Here is a 23,774-nt window from a genome sequence, read left to right as displayed (position 1 = left end):
TTTTGTCTGATCTCGTTTATAAATCATGGCATTTGGGGTAGTACTCTATAGATGAAGTTATGTTCAGGTGGATATATTCATACGGAATACATTCAGATTCTCATAAAGGAGGACATGTAATGTCGAAATCCATTACAGAGAGCCGATCTCTGTTCGAACAATTGTATACGCACGCACCAATCGGCATTGCTGTCGCATCGCATGTAAATGGACGTTGGTTGCAGCTTAATCCTGCTTTTTGCGAGATGCTTGCTTACAGCGAAGATGAACTGATCGATACTTCGGTCGTACATATGATCCATGAAGAAGATCTGCACATGGAAGAATTCCGCAGCAAGTTCTGGGAAATGACCCATGATACACGCCAGATGTACGAGACGGAGTTTCGTTTGAAACGAAAAGACGGTTCATTGTTATGGGCAACGATCAGAGCTTGCATCGTCAGGGATGAAACGAATGGCGAGCCTTTATATCTGTTGGTACAAGCCGCTGATATTACCAAACAAAAGGAGGCAGAGGAACGCCTTATTATACAGCGTAAGCAATTGGAAGAGAGCAGTCGCATTTCCCGTCTGCTGGCGGAGTCATCACTGGATCTGATTGCAATACATGATGCCGATTCTAGTCGTACATTTAAATATGTATCGAATGCATGTAAGAGCATGCTCGGCTATGAGTTGGAAGAAGTCGTAGGTAAGCCGGGAACATTCGTTATCTATCCAGAGGATGTTCCTTTGGTTGAAGCTTACGTGGAAGAGCAGAGAAAGGGTCTGGCTCCCAAACGGATCAGTTATCGTCTTTTGCATAAGGACGGATCTACGGTGTGGGCAGATACCATCACACATTATGTTTATGACAGTGCAGGTGAACTGATAGAGCTCGTCGCTGTAACCCGGGATATCACAGCCAGCCAGCAACAACAGCTAAGCATGCAGGAGTACAGATCGTTATTCGACTGTAATCCCCTGGGTGTGGCTTCTCTTGATCTGGAAGGCAATCTGCTGAAAGCCAATGTGGGTCAGGAACAATTGACAGGACACACCAAGGATGAGCTGCTGAGTCGATCTTTTGATCACCTCATTGATCCTGTGGATCTGGAGAAGACTCGACATCATTTTGAGGAAACGGTGAAGGGCACCGCACAGAGCTACGAGATAGGCTTAATTCACAAAAATGGGCAGCGAATTGAAACAAATGTGATTAATGTTCCTATTATACTTGAGGACAAAGTTGTTGGAGTCTACGGGATTACCAGTGACATTACAGAGTCCAAACGTTACGTCGAGGAAATCGAGAACCTTAGTTATGAACGGGCATTGATTTTGAATGGCATGTCTGAGGGGGTTATCGGACTGGACCTCGAGGGGAATCTGAACTTTGCCAATCCGGCCGCTGCGGAGATCATGAACTTCTGTCCAAGTGAAATGAACGGCAAACCCCTTGAACAGATGATGATCCAAATGCAGAGCGAAGGCATCCCTTATCCATCCAAGGATACACCTATTCTGCAGGCTGTTCGTGAGGGACGACGTCTGCCGCGTACCGAATCTGTTTTTTGGAGGCAGGATGGGTCCAGTTTCCTGGCGGAGTTCCAATTGAAGCCGATTATGGATCAGGGTAGAACCCGAGGGGCAGTTTTGGTTTTCCGTGATATGACATCTGTGAAGGACATCATACGTGCCAAGGAAGCAGCAGAGCATGCAGACCGAGCGAAGTCCGAGTTTCTAGCTATTATGAGTCATGAGCTTCGTACACCATTGAATGGCATCATGGGCATGGCCCATCTATTAATGGAAACCGAGCTGGATGATGAACAGAAAGGCTTTGCGGAAATCATGATTGATAGCGGCGAATCTCTTTTGTACATTTTGAATGAAATCCTGGATTTCAGCAAAATCGAAGCAGGCAAAATGGATCTTGAGCGCGCACCTGTAGATATTAAGGCGATGCTGGGTGGAGTGATCGAGCTGTTTGCACTAAAGGCCTCAGAGAAAAATATTGAACTTTATTATGAAGTGTCGGATCATATTCCTGAGCGCGTTCAAGGGGATGAGACACGTATCCGGCAGATTTTGATTAATCTGGTGGGTAACGCTGTTAAATTCACAGAGCATGGCCGTATTAAGGTTAGCGTAGGAGCTGATTTCTCAGATGAGCACGGTCGGGACAACCTGATGTTGACCTTTAAGGTGAGAGATACGGGAATCGGTATTCCAATAGAAAAGCAGCATGAGCTGTTCCAATCCTTCTCACAGCTTGATCCAGCCATCAATCGCAAATTTGGCGGGACAGGTCTGGGGCTTGCGATCAGCAAGAAACTGGTGGAGTTGATGGGCGGAGCAATAGGGGTACAGAGCGAGATCGGTGAGGGGGCTGAATTCCAGTTCACCCTCTTAGTTGAGCGGTGGCTAGAGGAAAGCAGCGACTCCATCGAAATCACCACCAATGATGAACAGCAATTGGATCGAGTTAGTCTTGCCCGTGACATCAAAATTTTGATTGCTGAAGATCAAGCGGTCAACAGTCATCTGTTGGAGGAAATGCTACGCAAATTTGGCGGGGTATGTGACATCGTTGAGAATGGTGCACAGGCCATTGATTTCTTGAACAAGGTTCAATACGATTTGGTGTTTATGGATATTCAAATGCCCGTTATGGATGGGATTGAAGCGACCTGTCGAATCAGACAGACGCACCCGGAAATACCGGTTATTGCAGCGATTACAGCTTTTGCAGGCGCCGGTGACCGTGAGGAGTGTCTGAAATGCGGGATGCAAGACTTTATTAGCAAACCTTTCCATTCCACGGAGATTAGCCGCGTACTAAATACATGGGTTCCATATATTCGCTCTCAAAAGGTAACGTAACAGATAAATAACCTGTACCTTGAAATTCAAGGCACAGGTTATTCTGTCATTTGCTCAAATTAGCAGGCACCTGAGAATGAGAATCAGGACCAGCCTCCGATTAAACCGGAGAGGGTTACGCATTCGTCATCTTCCAAATCTGCAATCAGAGTGAGTTCTTCGTTATCTTGTGGATCAACGGAGAATAATTCACGGCGTCCGTCTTCATGTACAATAATGACTAACTGATGGCCGCCCTTTGTATCAAACTGGTACTTAACTCCGATACCAGGTAGTGGGCATTCGCGGATATTCATGAAACCTGTCACCTCTTTAGCTTTGCTTAATAAAAAATTAACCGTTCACACAGTACGGATGTATTCTACTATCCATAACACCGTTTGGCAAGTCACAAATAAAATTGGTGTGAAAGAATTAATCTTTTCCGCGATCTGTGCCTGCACTATGGCGCTGTCTGGCCCGTCTGCGGCGAACAAAAAACCAAATGAGAAGAGCTGCGATTAATAATAGGCCAATGACTGCAATGATGATGTTCCGGATATTGGGAACCTGTACAGTCAGATCCAGTTTATTCATCTGGAGGGGGGAAACGTGCCAAATGAGCGTTTTTCCGCCATCCTCTACCTGATCTGCATTGGATTCGGCTGCCTTGATGGGCAAAGACAGTTTGAAGTCAAAGTTAACATCTTTTAACAAGAGGTTTTTAAGAAAGTTAGGCACCTTGTTAATCTGATTTTTGATCTCACCATCGGGCATGGACTCCATGAGGTCGGCTTCTGCTGTAATATGCATCTTGGAAGTGAAGAAGCCAGGCGTACTGGTTTGTTCAACCTTGATTCCTTCTGGTAAATCGGATGTGTCAAAGCTGGTCGTATTGCTTTTTTCATAATGGGTTGTCGCTGTGAGTTGCTGCTGATCTCCCTGTTCAGAGACTTCAGCCTGGAAGTTATTTCGATTGAGCGCATCTGCGATCAGAGGCATGAGATTGTCTTGTCCAATCTTTCCAAGAGCAGAGTTCTTGACGTTGAGATTGAGATCCAGATCCGTTGATCCATCCATATTCACCGTAAGATGGGCTTCTCCATCCGCACAGGCGGATAAAACAGATAACATAAGGGCAAGTAAAACAATAAGAAATAGCTGACGTAAGGGGATGCGAGTCGACATGTCTTTCAACCTTTCTGCGTAAAAATCCAGATTCCATTTCATAGAAATATAGTATACACCGTAAGCATGGCAGATGAAACTTTGAACCGTTCAATGAGGAAAGTATGATTAAGTGTGCTTGGGGAAATAATCTATATATTAAAATTAAAGATTTCGTATTTTTGTCAATGTTCGGTCAATTCAAACGGCGCTTCACCGTGTACACTAGTAGTAGTGTGATGAATATACGGGAGCAGGGAGGTTACATTCATGACATATATCATTATTATGGCTGTTATTATGGTCGTGGGCATGGTCGGAATGGGCTGGTTCTATCAGATTATGGATAAAGACCAAAGCTAGTATTTTCTAAATGTGAAAAGAAATGACAACCTATAAGCTGGCTTCGCTAACGCGAGGCGGGCTTATTTGTGTAGGGAAATTTTCGAGACAGTGACCTCACATTAGCGCGTAATATATGTAACTATTCATGTTGTACAATTTGACCGATGGACAAATATTTTTCGTAAAGATGGGATTTTTTAGCTGCTCTTTTGTATAATAGGGGGTAGTTTCACTCGGGATACTCCCGAAATTCTGCCAAACAGGAAAGGGTGTACATAAATGAAATTTAGTGAGTATACGTATACACGTCCGAATCTGGAACTTATCAAGACATCTTTCCATGAGCTATTGACCAGTTTTGAAGCTGCGGCAACGGTTGAGGAACAGAGTGGGGTTATGGATCAGATTAACGCGCTGCGCAGTGATTTTGAGACGCAAGCCCAATTGGTCTATATCCGTCATTCCATTGATACCAATGATGAATTTTACAAGGCAGAGAACGAATTTCTGGATGAGAATGCACCGGTTGTGCAGGAATATATTACGGATTTTTACCGTGCACTGGTTAACTCGAAATTCCGCAATGAATTGGAACAAAAATGGGGTTCACAGCTGTTCCAGCTGGCGGATCTTTCACTGAAAACATTCAGCCCGGAAATTATTGAAGAACTCCAGAAGGAGAACAAACTTTCCACCGAATATAATCAGTTGATCGCTTCGGCCAAAATTCCATTCGAAGGTGAAGAGCGCACGTTGCCACAGCTTCATCCATTTGAACTATCCACGGATCGCTCCATGCGGGAGCGTGCTTCGGAAGCCAGATATACGTTCATGGCTGAACATGAGGCTGAATTCGATCGCATTTACGATGAGCTGGTTAAAGTACGTACACAGATCGCGAAGAAACTGGGCTATCCAAGCTACGTGGAACTCGGCTATGATCGCATGAACCGTACGGATTACAACGCAGAGATGGTAGCCAACTTCCGGGCACAAGTTCGTGATTATATTGTACCTGTAGCGACCAAGCTCAGAGAGCGCCAGCGTAATCGGATTGATGTGGATACGCTGTATTACTATGATCAGGGTTTCAGCTTCAAGACGGGTAACCCGACACCGAAGGGTGATGCGGACTGGATTATTAATAATGGTAAGAAAATGTACGCTGAATTATCACCAGAGACGGATGCATTTTTCCAGATGATGACCGAGAACGAACTTATGGATCTGGTCAGCAAAAAAGGCAAACAGGGCGGCGGATATTGTACATTCCTGAACGATTACAAAGTGCCGTTTATCTTCTCCAACTTCAACGGTACATCGGGTGATATTGATGTATTGACACATGAAGCAGGTCATGCTTTCCAAGTGTATGAGAGCCGTGATTTTGCAGTGCCTGAGTACAACTGGCCGACGTATGAATCGGCTGAGATTCATTCCATGAGCATGGAGTTCTTCACATGGCCGTGGATGCAGTTGTTCTTTGAGGAAGATACGGACAAGTATAAGTTCGATCACTTGTCTTCCGGTCTGTTGTTCATTCCTTATGGCGTAGCCGTGGATGAATTCCAGCATTTTGTGTATGCGAATCCGGATGCAACACCAGCGGAGCGCAAACAGGCATGGCGCAACATTGAGAAGACCTATCTGCCACACATCAATTACAAAGACAATGCGTATCTGGAGCAAGGTGGCTTCTGGCATAAACAGGGTCACATTTTCTCATCGCCGTTCTATTACATTGACTATACGCTTGCTCAAATCTGTGCATTCCAGTTCTGGAAACGCAGCAATGAGGACATGAAGTCCGCATGGGCCGACTATCTGACATTGTGCAAAGCGGGAGGAAGCCTATCCTTCACCGGATTGGTGGAACTGGCTGGATTGAACTCACCATTTGAGGACGGTTGTGTTTCCTCAGTAATTGGCGATATTGAGGCATGGCTTGATGGGGTGAACGATAAGGCTCTGTAAGCCTCTGTAAGGATGCTTTTAGTGAAAGTACCTTTGGTAAGATATAAGTAGTGGATATAGCTTTAACATCGATAGGAGAGACGGCTCGGATACCTTTGGGTGTCTGGGGCGTCTTTTTCATTACAGGTAAAAATCAACCTCAGTGTAACATTTATCGTGTTCATTGTGATTTATTTCACTATATCTGAAAACGGATTCAGTTACAATGTAGATAGTAAATCAGGGCTTACAGGAGGCTGGTTCAAATGGCAACACATGCATATTATGTTCCGCCCGTGAACTTGATGGGTAGAGGGTGTTTACAGGAAGCAGGCCAGATGATCGAACAGATGGGTATTCGCAAAGCACTCGTGGTAAGTGATCGTTACTTGATTACTTCAGGTGTTGCAGAGCAGGTACTGTCTATATTAAGAAAATCAGGGTTAGACTATGTTGTATATGATGAGGTTCAGCCTAATCCAACATGTCAGAATGTACATGACGGACTTCGAGTATTCCAGGATCATGGCTGTGACGCCATTATATCGATAGGCGGAGGTTCACCACAGGATGCTGCCAAAGGCATTGGCATTGTAGCTACGAACGGTGGACATATCCGTGAATATGAAGGATTGCATCAATCGAAACATAAGTCCGTGCCACTTGTGGCCTTTAACACAACGGCTGGCACATCGAGCGAGGTGACAATAAACTACGTGATTACAGATGAGGAACGTAAAGTGAAGATGGTGATGGTGGACCGCAACAGTCTGGTCTCCCTGTCGGTTAATGATCCGGAGCTGATGCTCAGCAAACCTGCAAGTCTCACAGCGGCTACAGGAATGGATGCGTTGACCCATGCCGTGGAAGCGATGGTTACACCTGGAGGATTTACAGTGACAAGTGCGACAGCTGCTGCAGCTGTTGAACTGATCTTTGAATATTTACCAAGAGCCGTGAGAGACGGCAGTGATCTGGAAGCGCGGGAACATATGACGTACGCGTGTTTCCTTGGCGGTATTGCTTTTAACAATGCGGGCCTGGGTTATGTCCATGCGATGGCGCATCAACTGGGTGGCGTATATGATCTGCCGCATGGTGTATGTAACGCCATGTTACTCCCCTATGTAGAGGAGCTGAATGCCAAGCATGTACCGGGCAAATTCCGTCATATTGCCAAAGCAATCGGCATGGATGTAAAGGGTAGAAGTGATGAGGAGTGTTCGCATTACGTGATTGAGGCCATACGTCAGCTATCGAAGGAAGTAGGTATCCCCGAGAAATTGTCTGAACTGGGTGTGAAAGATCCGGATGTGGAATTGCTTGCCGATAATGCAATGAAAGATGCATGTGCACCAGGCAACCCCTATCAACCATCCAAAGATGAAGTGATGGAGCTGTTCCGCAAAATTATATAAACCATTTTAGGAGCGGATACCAACATGAAATAGAGTACAGTATGAACCTGTTAAACTAGAGGAGCATGGGAACCGAGCAGGGGCCATAGAATAAACAGACAAAATGAGCCGGGAGGGGAAGTCGGCTTTTTTGTCATGTTGTTTTTTACTTATTTTCCCACTTAATAATTGTGCAAGAACTAAAGGATTTTGCTTTGTCACTATCGAATACACTATAAATAACAGTGGCACGAGAGAGGTTAATCTGAGCCTCAACTTGCTGTCGATGCTTTTCAGTAAGATTCCCCAGTCCGTTTCGTGTTTAATGTTAAATAGGAGTAGTCTATTTCATTGTTCACGAGCTACACCCTAAGTTCTGCAGCTAACATTCACCTCTGTAAGTCAGTTCGGGCGATTCTACACCAGCAACATCTCTATTTCAGGCTTCACATTCCAAGAAGTTCAACCGCAATATTATTCATCCGGTTACACATCTGTACAGCATGCTCCTAATCAAGACAACAGTGTCCACACAACAGAATATCGATTATGGGCTCTGAAATGAACAGAACGAATGCATGTGGAGGAGGCTGTAATGATGGCGAAAAAAGAAGTTGTAGCGATGCTGCTTGCCGGAGGGCAAGGTAAGAGGTTAAAAGGATTAACCAAATCACTGGCTAAGCCAGCTGTATATTTTGGGGGCACATACCGAATCATTGATTTTCCGTTGAGTAACTGCTCTAATTCTGGCATTGATACAGTGGGTGTATTGACTCAATATGAACCACTTGTCTTACATTCCTATATTGGCATTGGCAGTGACTGGGATTTGGATCGTAAAAACGGTGGGGTATATGTACTTCCTCCACATGAACGTGAAGACGGAAGCAACTGGTACCGTGGCACAGCAGATGCCATCTTCCGCAACCTGAACTTTATTGAACAATTCGATCCTGAGCATGTGCTCATTCTGTCAGGGGATCATATTTATAAGATGGACTACGAAAAAATGCTTCAGTATCACAAAGAAAAAGATGCGGATTGCACCATATCCGTTATTGATGTCACATTGGAAGAAGCCAGCCGCTTCGGCGTGCTGAACACCAACGATGACTATAGCATCTATGAATTCGAAGAAAAACCTCCTGAGCCCAAGAGCACACTCGCTTCCATGGGTATCTATCTCTTCAAGTGGGATGTACTGAAACGTTTCCTGATTCAGGATGAACAACAGGCATCCACCTCCTATGACTTTGGTAAAGATATTATTCCTTTGTTGCTTGAAAATGAAAAATCCCTATATGCATATCCATTCGAAGGTTACTGGAAAGACGTAGGTACCATTCGCAGTCTGTGGGAATCCAATATGGACCTGTTGGACGAAGACACACCGTTTAATCTGAATGATCCGGACTGGCGTATCTTTACACGTAATCCGAACCAACCTGCACAATATATCTCGCCTTCGGCCAAGGTGCGGAATTGTATTATCAGTGAAGGCAGTGTTGTGCATGGGGAGGTCAATCATTCTGTACTTTTTTATGGAATTGAAGTGGGTGAGAACAGCGCCGTTATCGATTCGGTCATCATGCCAAGGGTGAAGATTGGGCAAAATGTGCGCATTCATCGAGCGATTATCTCCGAAGGATTGGTTATTCCGGATGGAACACAGATTTCGCCTGCACCAGGAGATGAAAGTGATATATTGCTCGTGGATCAGGAAGAACTGGAACGTCAGCTTCGCCAAGGAATAACCAGCAAGGCCTAATTGAAGCCAAAAGGACGGTGCATGCGATGAAACCATTGATCGGAGTTATTAACCTTGACCATGAACTTGAAGAATTGAAGGAATTGACGTACTTTCGCTGCGGGGCCGCTGTGCCTTATGCCGGGCGTTACCGTCTGATCGATTTTGTTCTATCCAATATGATGAATGCCGGAATTGAAAGTATAGGTGTGTTTGTCCGGCGCAAGTATCGCTCTCTGATGGACCATCTCGGTGACGGTAAGCCGTGGGATCTGGATCGCAAACATGGAGGTATGTTTATTTTGCCGCCAGACTGGAACGATCCAACAGATACGTCACAAGGGGACTTGCAGCATTTTCATAACAATTTGGACTTTTTCCATAGAGGATCAGGTCAATACGTCGTGCACGCAGGCAGTCGTCATGTGACCAAAGCAGACCTTCAGGATGTCTACAGGTATCACATCAGCAAAGGAGCAGATGTCACACTGGTCTGCAAAAAAGTGGATCAACTCCTGCCTGAGCATGACGCCTGTGTCAAAATTGACCATGACGGGGACGGTAACGTGGTGGACATTCACCAAAGCGCTAATCACCCGAATATATATACAGAAATTTTCATTATGGAAAAGGAATTGTTCCTGCGCCAGGTGCAGCGCTGCATCGATCATGGCGAGAGCCATTTCTTCCGGGATGTCATTCAAAAAAATCCGGATGGATTGAATATCGCTGCGTATGCATATGATGGCTATCACGCAGTTATCAATTCGATCAACAGCTATTATCGCAATAGCATGGAACTGCTTAACACAGGACAATATGAACAACTGTTCAAGGAAGATCCGATCCAGACGAAAATTAAATACGAAGCGCCTGCCAAATACTTGGATACCGCCGATGTTAAACATTCACTTCTGGCCAATGGCTGCATTGTAGCTGGAGAGGTGGAAGACAGCATTTTATTCCGGGGCGTACAGGTTGCCAAAGGTGCCAAAATCAAAGGTTCCATCATCATGCAGAAATGTTATATTGGTGAGGGGACGGTACTTGAGAACGTCATTCTGGATAAAGACGTGAAGCTAACCGGAGGACAGACCTTGATCGGTGCCCCGTCGAATCCATACATTTTAGCAAAAAGTACTATTATCTAATTCCCGCACGTAACCGATATCTTCTATAAATATATATAAAATAAAAATCCTGCAGGATGGATTTCAGGTTCATACAAGAAACTTGTTTGGCTAAGAGCGTAGCAGTAAGTGAAGGAGACGAAATCGATTCTGAAGAAGCGTAGCGGTCGCCTTTATCACTGTATTTTCACATCTAAATAATAATTCAAGAAAATACAGGGATAACAGCGATCATAAGAACGATTCGTAACCGTAACGGGCGCATGCTCAAACCAAAATGTTGAGTGTATGAACCGCCACCATCCTGCAGGATTTCCCCGGGAGGAACCTACTTTTGTTTGACAACAAGGAAACGTTCAAGAGTATCTTTACACGGAATCTGGTCAGCAAATTGGGCAAACCGATTGAAGAAGCAACGCAGGAAGACGTATACCATGTACTGGGAAGCATGATTCGTGAATATGCAGGCCAGGATTGGGCAGCGTCGAATCAGGGGTTTAAGCAGCGCCAGGATAAACAGGTCTATTACTTCTCGCTGGAATTCCTGATTGGACGTCTGCTCGGCAACAATCTGTTGAATGTAAATGAATTGGAACTCGTCCGTGATAGTCTGGCGGAACTGGGCTTCTCCTTGGAAGAGGTAGAAGAACAGGAGGCGGATGCAGGACTCGGTAACGGAGGGCTGGGACGACTCGCTGCCTGTTTCCTGGATTCACTCGCATCCCTCGGATATGCAGGACATGGCTGCGGCATTCGCTATAAATACGGGTTGTTTGAACAAAAAATCATCAATGGCAATCAGGTCGAGTTGCCTGACAATTGGCTGGATAAAGGCAATGAATGGGAAGTCCGCCGCCCTGACAAAAAGGTGGAGGTCCAGTTCTGGGGCCGGGTTGAAGCTCACGAGCAGGATGGACATTATCAATTTGTTACAAAAGATGCCGAATCGGTTGTAGCGATCCCCTATGACGTGCCTGTCATCGGTTATGGTCAAACGCATGTGAACACATTGCGTCTATGGAGTGCCGAGCCGAAGCGCGAGACTTCACTCGATACACCTTCGAACTACTACGGCTATCTGGATTATAGCCGTTCGGTGGAATCAATCTCGGAATTCCTGTATCCCGATGATTCCCAGTACGAAGGAAAGCTGTTGCGATTGAAGCAGCAATATTTCATGTGTTCAGCAGGCGTGCAGAGTGCGTTGCGTACGTTCAACAAGCTGGAGCTGCCGTATGATCGTTTGCCAGATAAAGTGGCCTTCCACATTAACGACACGCATCCAACCCTGGTGATTCCAGAACTGATGCGCATCCTGATTGATGTGAAGGGTTATGGCTGGGATGAAGCATGGGATATCACAACCCGTACTGTATCGTATACCAATCATACAACGCTAAGTGAGGCGCTTGAAAAATGGCCTGTAGCCATGATCAGCAAGCTGCTGCCACGGATCTACATGATCATCGAAGAGATCAACAAACGCTTCTGTGGCATGCTGCTGGACCGGTATCTAGGAGATCAGGACCGCATAGGGCATCTGGCGATTATTGCGAATGATCAGGTACGGATGGCGCACCTGGCTATTGTAGGCAGTCACAGCGTGAATGGTGTTGCCGCATTGCATACTGAGATTTTGAAAGAGCGCGAGATGGCTCCGTTCTATGCACTGTATCCAGAGCGTTTCAATAACAAAACGAATGGTATTACTCATCGCCGCTGGTTGATGCATGCCAATCCGAAACTGTCGGATCTGATTACGGATACGATCGGTAACGAATGGATAACAGAGCCGGGCAAGCTGGACCAGTTGGCTGACTTTGCGGATAGTGCATCATTCCAGGAGCAGTTCCGTTTGATTAAGCGGGATAACAAAGAGCGGCTTGCTTCGTACATTCTGGATCATACCGGGACGCCAGTGAATCCGGACTCCATCTTTGATGTGCAAGTGAAGAGATTGCATGGGTACAAAAGGCAACTGTTGAACATTCTGCATGTCATGCATTTGTATAACCGGCTTAAGAATGATGCTTCGTTTGATATGGTGCCACGTACGTTCATCTTTGGTGCCAAGGCAGCGCCGAGTTATTATTTTGCCAAGAAAATTATCAAGCTGATCAACACTGTGGCTGACACGGTGAATCGGGATACGGCTGTAAATGATCGACTGAAGGTATTTTTCCTCGAGAACTATTCCGTCTCTCTTGCAGAGAAAATCATTCCTGCTGCGGATGTTAGTGAGCAGATCTCGACAGCAGGTAAAGAAGCTTCCGGTACGGGCAACATGAAGTTTATGATGAACGGTGCTTTGACGATTGGCACGATGGATGGAGCCAATGTGGAGATGGCGGAGCAGGTCGGAGAAGAGAATATGTTCATCTATGGTCTGCGTGCAGACGAAGTGCTTGAGTATTATCGTTCTGGCAATTATCGTCCAAATGAGATTGTGCAGCATGATGATCGCATTCGCGAGGTCGTGGAGCAATTGGTGCATCCAGGTGCATTCTGTTATCGTGACGGGGAGTTCTGGGATATTTATGACTCACTGCTTGCCCATGGTGACGAATACTTTGTATTGCGTGATTTTGCTGCTTATGCAGACGCGCATGCTGCCATTGACCAGGCATATCGGGATATTCCGGGCTGGACTCGAAAAGCGATATTAAATACGGCGCATTCCGGTATATTCTCCAGCGACCGTACCATTAGTGAGTATGCTACGGATATCTGGGGTATTCATCCCGTGTCCGGGAACTGGAAAGGTTGAGCATAGATTTATAGAAATACAGATCCCCTTGTTCACAAGAGTGATCTCTACTGGATAATCAATCAGAGTAGAGAGCATCTTCTGGTAGAACAAGGGGATTTTGGCTTAAAGTGAATCATAGTGACATTCAAAAATGAATTGAAGTGCAATTCACGTATCTTTCATCATACAAGTTCGCACACAAAATCAAAAAAGTGAACTTGATCTCAGTCATACTACATAAGAAATCGTTGGATATTTCGAATTGAGATAGGGGAGCCGTCACTATGGATCATTACACACGAATTCAGCTTGCGATTGAGTATCTGGAGCAGCATTTGCAGGAAAACTTTAATATTAGAGAGACGTCTGCTGCTGCAAGTTTTTCGGCGTTTCATTTTCAACGTTTATTCCAGGCGATCACCGGATTCACGGTACTGGAATATGTGCGCAGACGGAGATTAACGGAAGCTGCAAGGATGTTGCGGGACACATCGGAAGGCATATTGGGCATTGCGATGAACTTTGGTTATCAATCACAGGAGGCATTTACCCGTGCGTTTTCAGCCTACTTTGGAATGACACCTGCGAAGCTGCGCAAGCTGGAAGCAAATCAGTTGTCTCTATTGAAGATGCAACAGAGCATTAATTTTAATGACTATCGCACTTCACTTGATGGAACATTCCACATGAACACACCTCGTCTGATCACAAGGGAACCGAACTGGATTGTCGGCTATGAATATAAGACCAACCTGAATGAAAATCAGCATTATGCTGAAATACCCGGATTTTATCACGATTTTGGGTTGGAACAGAGATTTATGGCGATCCCGGAGAGATCACGTCCTGATATGGCTTATGGTGTGGCCTGTCATTTTGAAGAGGATGGAGCATTTTCTTTTATTGTGGGTGAAGAGAGCAGTGGAGCATCTCACGTACTTGATCCCGGTTTTACCTCGATTGAAATTCCGGGCGGCTTGTATGCAGAGTTCAGCGTGGAGGGCTCCGGGCAGGATATCCGGAAAATGATCTATGGCAGTTGGCTACCGCAGTCGAACTATGAACGGAGGGAAGGGCCAGACTTTGAAGTGACGGATGTGTGGAAATCGACACCTGAACAATTGGACATGAAGATCTATATCCCGTTAAAATAGACCTACCGCTTCGCGGAAAACAAGGTCGGAGGATAGAAGGAATGAATGAAAAGTCGTGGCTTCACTCCAAGTTTATGTTCTTAATAGTTGCTTGTATGGCAGTGCTTTACACATTGATCATGGGCAATTTACTGTTTGTCAGTGGACGAACGGCAGGCATGTATTATCAATATAATCTCATCCCCTTTGAGACCATTCGGCCCCTTCTATTGGAGAGGGAGAGGTACCATACAGATGCCTGGGTCAAGAATTTGTTCGGCAATATCGTATTGTTCATTCCGCTGGGGATCTGGATTCCATGGTTGTTTCGGAGATGTCATTCTTTCCTGACCTTCACATCTACTGTTGTTTTGCTCCTGTTGGGCGTTGAAGTCACCCAATTAATTACCCGTGTAGGTTCGTTCGATGTGGATGACATTATTCTGAACACAATCGGTGCCTGGATCGGTTACGCCGGATTTAAGCTATTCTTATTCTCACCAGGAAAGACTCGGAATTGAGCCGCAGATCGCGGTCCATGACCGGGTCTTTTTGCATAAGAACCCTTTCTAATGTTTACAAGGGAATCATTTCGGATAAAACATATTAACGGCTTAATATAGTGAACAGAGATTATATATAAATTGAACTAAACATTTACACGAAACGGAGAGGACAGAAATAATCAGAGAAAGCGAAAGCGTTCGCCTAAAAGATTTCTGAAAGAAAGCTGCATCGGAAGCATAGGCTATCCCCGGATTTTCCCCTTATAAGGGGAATTCATAAAATCTGGGGATAACAGCGATCGTAAGGTTATTCTGTCATCGGAGTGTCCAGTGTAAATATGCTTTAGTTCAATTTATATATTGGACAAAGATGAGAGCGAGGTGGGCGATATCGTTTGGTGGAAAGAGAGTGTGGTATACCAGATTTACCCGAACAGCTTCAAGGATTCGGACGGAGATGGATATGGCGACTTGCAGGGGATCTGCGAGAAGCTTGATTATTTGGAAAATTTGGGCGTGGATGTGATCTGGCTCTGTCCCATCTACGATTCACCGGGACATGATAACGGATACGATATCCGTGATTATTACGCCATTCTGCGCAGATATGGCACGATGGAGGATTTTGATCGATTATTGGCAGAGGCACATAAGCGTGGCCTCAAGATCATGATGGATTTGGTGTTGAATCATACATCGGATGAACATGCGTGGTTTGCCGAATCACGATCTTCAAAGATGAATCCAAAACGGGATTATTATATTTGGCGTTCAGGCAAAAATGGGCAGGTGCCGAATAATTGGGAATCCTATTTTGGAGGTTCAGTGTGGAAGCATGATGCCGAAACGAATGAGTATTATCTTCATCTGTACTCGGAACAGCAACCCGATCTCAACTGGAACAATGAACAGATGGCGGAAGAGATGTATGAGATGGTGCATTGGTGGCTGGAAAAAGGGGTAGACGGATTCCGTTTTGATGCAGTGGCGCATATCGCCAAGGCAGAGGGCCTGCCAAGTGCCCACAATCCGGATAATCTGCCAGTGGTTCCGGCATATCAGCTCTTTTCCAACCTGGAACAAGTCCACTCGATTCTGAAAAAGCTGAATAACATGATCCTGAAACCTTATGGACCGATGACGGTTGGCGAGACTTCCGGACTTGGGCCTGAGCAGGCGCTGGCTTATGTGGGGACTGATCGCGATGAACTTAATATGGTATTCCAGTTTGAGCATATGTTCATCGATGCCAAATCTTCCGGAATTGGAAAGTGGAACTATAAGGAATGGAAATTGACAGATCTCAAAGAAATTATGAGTCGGTGGCAAACGGTTCTGCATGGTAGAGGGTGGAACGCCAATTATATGGGCAACCATGATCAGCCCCGCCCGGTTTCCCGTTTTGGAGATGACGGTAAGTATAGGGTGCGTTCTGCTCAGATGCTGGCCACGTGGATGCTTACACTCGAAGGAACACCTTATATCTATCAAGGGGAAGAGATCGGCATGACCAATGTCGCCTTTCCGAATATCGAGCAATACCGGGACATCGAGACGAAAAATTATTACAATCATTACATTGGTCAAGGGAAGTCGAAGCATGAAGTCATGCAGGCGATCTGGCTGAAGAGTCGCGACAATGCTCGCACGCCGATGCAATGGGATGACACGGAACATGCAGGTTTTACCCAAGGTCAGCCCTGGATACAGGTGAATGATAATTATCCTGAGATTAATGTAGCCGATGCCGAAAGTGATCCGCGATCCATTTTGCATTATTACAGGAAGTTAATTGCGCTTCGCAAACAACATAAAGTGCTTATCTATGGTGCGTATGAACTGCTGCTGCCGGATGATCCGGATATCTATGCCTATACCCGAACGCTGGATGAGGAGCAGATGTTGGTCATTCTGAATTTCCGTGGGCATGAACCCGAGATGGAGTGGCCGGAGGACTGGGATTCCGAGCATGCCAAGCTGATGATCAGCAATGTAAGCAGACGATATTCTACCGATGAAGGTGCGATTCAGCTTCAGCCGTTCGAAACAAGGGTGTATCGTAAGCAGCGCTGAGATGGATAATCGCGAATTTTGCGTTGGTGAAGAGCTATGATTTATAATAAATAAAGTGGTTTTAAAATAATCAAAACATATGTCGGGAGGAATCCAAGTTGTTGAATATTACGTTCCACGGTCACTCCAGTGTACAGCTGGGCACAGAAGAAAAGTCACTGATCATTGATCCCTTCCTGCGTGGCAACGAGCTTGCCGTCACTAAGCCAGAAGATATCAAGACCGATGTTGTGTTGCTGACACATGCACATATGGATCACATCCTCGATGCTGAACCGATTGCCAAAGCGAATAACGCCAAAGTTGTGGCGATTGTAGAGCTGGCTACATATATGTCCTGGAAAGGTCTGGACACGCTCGGAATGAACATGGGCGGAACGGTAGATCTTGATTTTGCTCAAGCCAAAATGATCCAGGCGTTCCATACTTCCGGGATCGTGTTGGAAGAAGAACAACGGATCATGTATGCAGGTTTGCCTGCTGGATATATCATTAATATTGGTGGCAAAACCATTTTGCATGCCGGAGATACAAGTCTCTTCGGGGATATGAAGATGATTGGTGATCGCCATGATATCGATGTAGCTTTCTTGCCTATTGGTGGACATTTCACAATGGGACCTGAGGATGCGCTGCAAGCGGCCGAATGGTTTAATGCCAAACTGACCATCCCGGTTCATTATGATACATTCCCTGTGATTCGTCAGGATGCGGAACACTTCGTACAGCAGCTGGCTGCTAAAGGTTTGGAAGGCCGTGTGCTGGCCCCAGGGGAATCCATTACCCTGTGATGCACATTTAACCCCTGTTCAATAATAAATGGATTGATAGATAAAGACGAATATCACGTCAAGATAACTGACGCGATATTCGTCTTTTTTCGGTTTCAGGTTCAATTTTCACAGATAGAGTTGGTACAAATGACAAAAAGATTGAAATTCCATTGTTGAACTCCGTTTCGGAATGATATAAAAAGTTACACGGAAACCAACCGAAAATCCGAATTGACCGCAAAACAGGGGGAGCGTTTATGTCATTTGTGAAATCATTATTCTTTCAGATTATTGTAGCGGTAATTATCGGGATTGGCGTAGGCATCCTGTGGCCGGATCTGGGCAGTTTGCTGCAACCGCTCGGAACAGGCTTCATCAAATTAATCAAAATGATCATCGCACCACTGATATTCATGGTGATTGTGACAGGTATTGCCAAGATCGGTGATCTGAAGTCCGTAGGACGCATTGGATTGAAAGCCATCGTGTGGTTCGAAATTGCAACTACTGTGGCGCTGGTACTCGGATTGGGAACAGCCAATCTGCTTCGTCCTGGTGCCGGAATGAACGTGGACCCTTCTACCATAGACGCAAGTGGCATCGAAGCGAAAACGAATGGTTCCGAGTTGCCACATACGGTGGACTTTATCATGAATATTATTCCGACAAGTGTTGTGGATGCCTTTGCACAAAATGCACTTCTGCAAGTACTGCTCGTAGCATGCTTATTCGGGGTTGCGCTGGCAGCAACGGAGAGTAAGGCGAAAGAGAATGTATTGACGCTGATTGAGAACCTGCTCGGAATTGTGTTCCGCATCATTGGTTATATCATGAAACTCGCGCCAATTGGTGCATTTGGAGCCATGGCCTATACGGTAGGTGCTTATGGAGCTTCCACGTTGTCGTCCTTTGGTCTGCTTATTCTGGCCTGTTACGGTGCAGCGCTGCTGTTTCTCGTTATGTTGGCACTCGCTGCCTGGTGGATCACCGGGCTGAATTTCCTGCAATTTGTGAAGTATACCCGTTCTGAAGTGATGCTGGCGATTGGAACCGGATCATCGGAAGTGGTGATGCCACGCATGATGGACAAACTCACCAAGGCAGGTTGTGATCGTGCCGTTGTGGGGCTTGTGGTGCCGACAGGTTACTCGTTCAATCTGGATGGAGCTTCGATCTATTTATCGTTGGCAACGGTCTTTGTGGCTCAGGCCGTAGGGATTGAACTGACGTTTGTACAACAGATTACGATTTTGCTGGTGTTGATGTTAAGTTCCAAAGGCATGGCAGGTGTACCTGGCTCCGCATTCTTGGCTCTGTCCGCGACGGCGGTAGCCGTCAATGCCTTCCCGGTAGCAGCGGTTGCTCTGCTGCTTGGTGCAGATCGCTTTATGGATACAATGCGTGTATTCACCAACCTGATGGGAAACTGTGTCGCAGCGTTCGTAGTCGCAAAATGGGAAGGTCTGCTGGATCAGAAGCGAATGCGTGCAGTACTATCAGGCGAGATTAGTGCTGCTGAACTGGAAAGGGAAGAACAGGCTGCGCTAGCCTTAATAAAGCTAAATATGCAGGAAAAACAAGGGAAAGCTGTAGTTTCACCGGAGATGTCGTAAGAAGTGTGTCCCCTTTGTGGGGACTAAGTCAACTGACAGTACTTTAAAATAACAATCCATTACAACAGTAATAAACAGTAAAATACATTTAAGAAGTTCAACCAAGTTCAACCAAGTTCAACCAAAAGAAACCGTCTGTTACCCACTCCAATCGTGGGAAGAACAGGCGTTTTTTTTGTTTTACCAATACAGATATCATGGGGTTTACGAACGCAGGTTCCAAAATAAATGTTACAGAGGAAAGATTAATGGGGAATGTGTAGAAGAGACGAAGAATATACATATTATAGTTTCAACTTGTATATACATGTTTACTTATGTAATATAGATATGAAGTTAGCCGAGAACATCACATAAGAGCATTACAATTTATTGGAGGCGTTAACATGAGTTCTAATAACACAACTCCCTCATCTTGGTGGAAGACATCAACGGTGTATCAGGTATATCCAAAGAGTTTTAATGATACAACCGGATCGGGTACGGGAGATATTCGTGGATTAACCGAGAAGCTTGATTATTTGCAGCATCTGGGTATCGATATTGTGTGGTTGCAGCCGGTATATGTATCCCCCCAGCATGATAATGGGTATGACGTAGCGGACTATTATCGGATTAATCCGGATTATGGAACGATGGAGGACTTTGACGAACTGTTGAAAGGTCTGAAGGCTCGTGACATGAAACTGATGATTGATATCGTGGTGAATCACTCCTCGACCGATCATGAGTGGTTCCAGCAATCCCGTTCTTCCAAGGATAATCCGTACCGGGATTATTATATTTGGAAAGATCCTGCGCCGGACGGCGGTGTGCCAAACAACTGGCAATCCAAGTTCGGTGGACCAGCTTGGCAATATGATGAACAGACGGGACAATATTTCCTGACTTTATTTGATAAAACGCAGGCTGATCTGAATTGGGAGAATGAAGAAGTACGCAAAGCTGTACGGGATATGATCAAGTTCTGGGCCGAAAAAGGTGTAGATGGTTTCCGTATGGACGTGATCAACCTGATCTCGAAAGACCAGCGTTTCCCGGATGACGATGGTAGCGTGTCACCTGGTGATGGACGCAAGTACTACACGGATGGACCGCGTGTGCATGAGTATATCACCGAGATGTACGATGAAGTATTCGGGCCTCACAACATGGTGACGGTAGGCGAGATGTCCTCCACCACACTGGAGCATTGTATCCAATATTCGAATCCGGCTTCCCGGGAGTTTTCAATGACGTTTAACTTCCACCACCTGAAAGTGGATTATCCGAATGGTCAGAAATGGGAACTGATGCCGTATGATTTTGAAGCGATGAAGCAGCTCTTTAGTGAGTGGCAGACAGGCATGCAGGCCGGTGGAGGCTGGAACGCACTGTTCCTGAATAACCATGATCAGCCGCGGGCGCTGTCCCGATTCGCCGATGATAGTGACTATCGTGCCGAAAGTGCGAAGATGCTTGCAACAACGATACACGGAATGCAAGGTACGCCTTATGTCTACCAGGGGGAAGAAATCGGAATGCCGAATCCGGTCTGGAATGACGTCAGCGAGTTCCGCGATATCGAATCGACGAACATGTACCGATTGCTCCAGGAAGAACGAGGCAAATCCGCTGAAGAAGCTTTCAACATTGTAAAAGAGCGTTCCCGGGACAACTCCCGAACACCGATGCAGTGGAATGGAAGTAAGAACGCAGGATTTACTACCGGAACACCTTGGCTGAAGGTGGATGAAAGGTATCCGTCCATTCACGTGGAGCAGCAGCTGGCTGACCCGGATTCAATCTACTACCACTACCGCAAATTGATTGCCCTGCGTAAACAGGTTAACGTGCTGACTGACGGTCTGTATGAACGCCTCGACGATGCACATCCGGACGTATTCGCGTACGCACGTACCAATGGAAGTGAAACCCTGATTGTTGTATCCAACTTCAGTAAACGAGACGTCACGTTCTCGCTTCCGGAAGCGGTGTGGAATGATCATATTACAAATAAATCAGTAGAGTTACTCATTGGAAATACAGAGGTAGCGCCTGTACTGACACAGGAAATCTCTCTCAGTCCGTATGCATCCTATATGTGGCTTGTGCCACAACAGGACTAATCACAATTTATAAATAGGAAGTGACACTATGGCAATCGATAAAAAACAGGTTGAGGAGATCGTCCGGGCAGTCGGAGGCAAAGAGAATATTGAAGCTGCAACACACTGTGTTACACGACTCCGTTTTGCCTTGTACGATGAGAGTAAAGTGGATACCGAAAGTCTGGATCAGAATGATCTGGTCAAAGGACAGTTCTCTTCCCAAGGACAATTCCAGGTCGTTATCGGGCCTGGTCTGGTGGATAAGGTCTATGATGAGATGATTCAGATCACCGGGGGAGATCGTTCTTCCAAGGATGATGTAAAGGCGGTCGCTGGTAAAAAGCAAAATCCAATTCAGCGAGCGATTAAAACGCTCTCGGATATTTTTATTCCGATTTTGCCTGCGATCATTACGGCAGGTCTTTTGCTCGGGATTAACAATATTCTGACAGGTCCAGGTATTTTCTTTGATGGAAAATCACTGGTGGATGTCTATCCAGCCTGGAAGGATCTTGCGTCCATCATTAATACGATCGCGAGTACAGCCTTTACGTTCCTGCCGGCTTTAATTGGTTGGGCAGCTGTAAAAAGGTTCGGCGGCAGTCCGCTGCTCGGGATCGTGCTGGGTCTTATTCTCGTACATCCCGATCTGCTGAGTGCATATGGTTACGCTGATGCCGTGAATAATGGCACGGTGCCAACATGGAATCTGTTCGGTTGGGAGATTGAGAAGATCGGTTATCAAGGGCAGGTTCTGCCGGTACTGGTATCGGCCTATCTGCTTGCCAAGATGGAGATTTTCCTGAACAAAAGGGTACATGACTCCATTAAACTGCTGGTCGTTGCACCAGTCACGTTATTGATTACCGGATTCTTGGCATTTACGATTATTGGTCCAGTGACATTTGCCATCGCGAATGCAATCACTTCTGGCTTGATCTATGTTTACGATTCCTACGCGGCGCTGGGCGGTCTGATCTACGGTGGTTTGTACGCTTTGCTGGTTATCACTGGTATGCATCACACGTTCCTTGCGGTGGATGTTCAGCTCATTGGTAGTCAGGGCGGCACGTTCCTGTGGCCGATGCTGGCATTGTCCAATATTGCACAGGGTTCAGCGGCACTTGCGATGATGCTTGTCCTGCGTGAGAAGAAAATGAGAGGACTTGCGGCAACATCCTCAGTATCGGCCTTCCTCGGGGTAACCGAGCCGGCGATCTTCGGAGTGAATATCCGTTACCGTTATCCGTTTATCTTTGGTATGATCGGTTCCGCGATTGGTGGTGTGCTGCTGACGATGAATAATGTTCAGGCAACCTCCATTGGTGTAGGTGGCGTACCTGGATTCCTGTCGATTTTCCCTAACAAGTGGGGCGTCTTCTTCATCGGCATGGCGATTGTCCTGGTTGTACCGTTTGTACTGACCGTTATTTTTGGTAGAGCCAAACTGAGAAAAGAAGATCGTAATGAAAGTAATGAAACCGTTGCTGAGCCTAAAGCAGCTACATCACAGTCTGCTTCGGGCGTTACCTCTTCGGCTGCAAATACAGATCCGAACCAGCGCACTCGCAGTGCGGCTCAAGTCGGGGATGAAGCCGTGAATACACTGGAAATCATGGCGCCATTAACAGGCCAGGCCGTTTCACTGGAGCAAGTACCTGATCCGGCTTTTGCCGAGAAACAAATGGGTGAGGGTGTAGCGATTGAACCTTCCGGCAACGTGGTAGTTGCCCCATTTGATGCTCAGGTAGCTCATGTAATCAAAAGCAAACATGCGGTAATTCTTGAACATGCGAGTGGTTTACAGGTACTGATCCATGTTGGGATTAATACGGTATCCCTCAAGGGTGAAGGTTTCAATATGCATGTCGAAGCTGGCGAGCATGTAAAGGCTGGACAAAAGCTGTTGGAATTCGATCGTAAGGTGATTGAAGATGCGGGATACCCGCTGATTACACCGATTATCATTCCAGATGGTCAGGATATGGTTGAACGGGTGGAAGTCACGACAGGTGATGTTACATCCAATCAAAATGGTGTGCTGAAGGTTCATCTGAAAGGTTAATTGAGATAACAACAGGATGGGGGCTGCATGATGTGCAGCTCCCTTTTTGTTGTGAGATCGTTATTTTTATGACCATCATGGTAAACTGTATATAAAATGGAAGAATCACATTTTAGAAATACAGGTTCCTATAAAAATTGAACTAAACATTTACACAAAACGGAGAGGACAGAAAGGACCTGAAGAA

General features: G+C 45.9%; 15 protein-coding genes. 13 read left to right on the top strand and 2 right to left on the bottom strand.

Annotated features, from left to right (window positions below; all coding sequences use genetic code 11):
• Positions 1 to 119: 119 nt before the first annotated feature.
• Positions 120 to 2,867, top strand: coding sequence for a PAS domain-containing hybrid sensor histidine kinase/response regulator (locus MHH93_RS05450; RefSeq protein WP_500053139.1), 2,748 nt, complete (start codon positions 120 to 122; stop codon positions 2,865 to 2,867).
• Between the two features lie 83 nt (positions 2,868 to 2,950).
• Here the strand turns inward: MHH93_RS05450 and MHH93_RS05445 are convergent, their stop codons facing one another.
• Positions 2,951 to 3,163, bottom strand: a complete 213-nt coding sequence (locus MHH93_RS05445) for a cation:proton antiporter regulatory subunit (RefSeq protein ID WP_017688899.1) — start codon at positions 3,161 to 3,163, stop codon at positions 2,951 to 2,953.
• A gap of 118 nt (positions 3,164 to 3,281) precedes the next feature.
• Positions 3,282 to 4,034 (bottom strand): LPXTG cell wall anchor domain-containing protein, encoded by a 753-nt coding sequence (locus MHH93_RS05440; RefSeq protein WP_500053138.1) that lies wholly within the window; start codon positions 4,032 to 4,034, stop codon positions 3,282 to 3,284.
• 603 nt (positions 4,035 to 4,637) lie between these two features.
• On the opposite strand from MHH93_RS05440, the gene MHH93_RS05435 reads away from it, so the two are divergent.
• The 12 genes from MHH93_RS05435 (at position 4,638) to treP (ending at position 23,587) form a co-directional block, all read left to right on the top strand.
• Positions 4,638 to 6,332, top strand: coding sequence for a M3 family oligoendopeptidase (locus MHH93_RS05435; protein WP_500053137.1), 1,695 nt, complete (start codon positions 4,638 to 4,640; stop codon positions 6,330 to 6,332).
• A gap of 245 nt (positions 6,333 to 6,577) precedes the next feature.
• Positions 6,578 to 7,729: an iron-containing alcohol dehydrogenase gene (locus MHH93_RS05430; protein WP_500053136.1), complete on the top strand. Its 1,152-nt coding sequence runs from the start codon at positions 6,578 to 6,580 to the stop codon at positions 7,727 to 7,729.
• A gap of 577 nt (positions 7,730 to 8,306) precedes the next feature.
• On the top strand, positions 8,307 to 9,476 hold the full coding sequence (locus tag MHH93_RS05425) for a glucose-1-phosphate adenylyltransferase (protein ID WP_500053336.1): 1,170 nt from the start codon (positions 8,307 to 8,309) through the stop codon (positions 9,474 to 9,476).
• A gap of 26 nt (positions 9,477 to 9,502) precedes the next feature.
• A complete protein-coding gene (gene glgD, locus MHH93_RS05420; protein ID WP_500053135.1) occupies positions 9,503 to 10,606 on the top strand; it encodes a glucose-1-phosphate adenylyltransferase subunit GlgD in 1,104 nt (367 codons plus the stop codon).
• A 313-nt stretch (positions 10,607 to 10,919) separates the two neighbouring features.
• Entirely contained in the window at positions 10,920 to 13,352 is a 2,433-nt protein-coding gene (locus MHH93_RS05415) for a glycogen/starch/alpha-glucan phosphorylase (RefSeq protein ID WP_500053134.1), read from the top strand.
• 266 nt (positions 13,353 to 13,618) lie between these two features.
• Complete coding sequence (locus MHH93_RS05410) at positions 13,619 to 14,488, top strand: AraC family transcriptional regulator (RefSeq protein WP_500053133.1); 870 nt, start codon at positions 13,619 to 13,621, stop codon at positions 14,486 to 14,488.
• A gap of 41 nt (positions 14,489 to 14,529) precedes the next feature.
• The gene (locus MHH93_RS05405) at positions 14,530 to 14,988 is read left to right on the top strand and encodes a VanZ family protein (RefSeq protein ID WP_500053132.1); all 459 of its coding nucleotides are present in this window, start codon (positions 14,530 to 14,532) and stop codon (positions 14,986 to 14,988) included.
• A 366-nt stretch (positions 14,989 to 15,354) separates the two neighbouring features.
• Positions 15,355 to 17,046, top strand: coding sequence for a glycoside hydrolase family 13 protein (locus tag MHH93_RS05400; RefSeq protein WP_500053131.1), 1,692 nt, complete (start codon positions 15,355 to 15,357; stop codon positions 17,044 to 17,046).
• 98 nt (positions 17,047 to 17,144) lie between these two features.
• Positions 17,145 to 17,837 carry a metal-dependent hydrolase gene (locus MHH93_RS05395; protein WP_017688878.1) on the top strand — a complete coding sequence of 231 codons (693 nt, stop codon included), beginning with the start codon at positions 17,145 to 17,147 and terminating at the stop codon, positions 17,835 to 17,837.
• A 239-nt stretch (positions 17,838 to 18,076) separates the two neighbouring features.
• Entirely contained in the window at positions 18,077 to 19,432 is a 1,356-nt protein-coding gene (gene dctA / locus MHH93_RS05390; RefSeq protein ID WP_145147170.1) for a C4-dicarboxylate transporter DctA, read from the top strand.
• Between the two features lie 386 nt (positions 19,433 to 19,818).
• Positions 19,819 to 21,540: an alpha,alpha-phosphotrehalase gene (treC, locus tag MHH93_RS05385; protein WP_500053130.1), complete on the top strand. Its 1,722-nt coding sequence runs from the start codon at positions 19,819 to 19,821 to the stop codon at positions 21,538 to 21,540.
• Between the two features lie 28 nt (positions 21,541 to 21,568).
• On the top strand, positions 21,569 to 23,587 hold the full coding sequence (treP, locus tag MHH93_RS05380) for a PTS system trehalose-specific EIIBC component (RefSeq protein ID WP_500053129.1): 2,019 nt from the start codon (positions 21,569 to 21,571) through the stop codon (positions 23,585 to 23,587).
• Positions 23,588 to 23,774 lie beyond the last annotated feature (187 nt).

The organism is Priestia sp. FSL H7-0729, from assembly GCF_038005685.1.
Taxonomy (GTDB): Bacteria; Bacillota; Bacilli; order Paenibacillales; family Paenibacillaceae; genus Paenibacillus.
The sequence above is the reverse complement of the archived record's forward strand: the minus strand, read 5'-3'. Positions and strand labels throughout refer to the sequence as shown.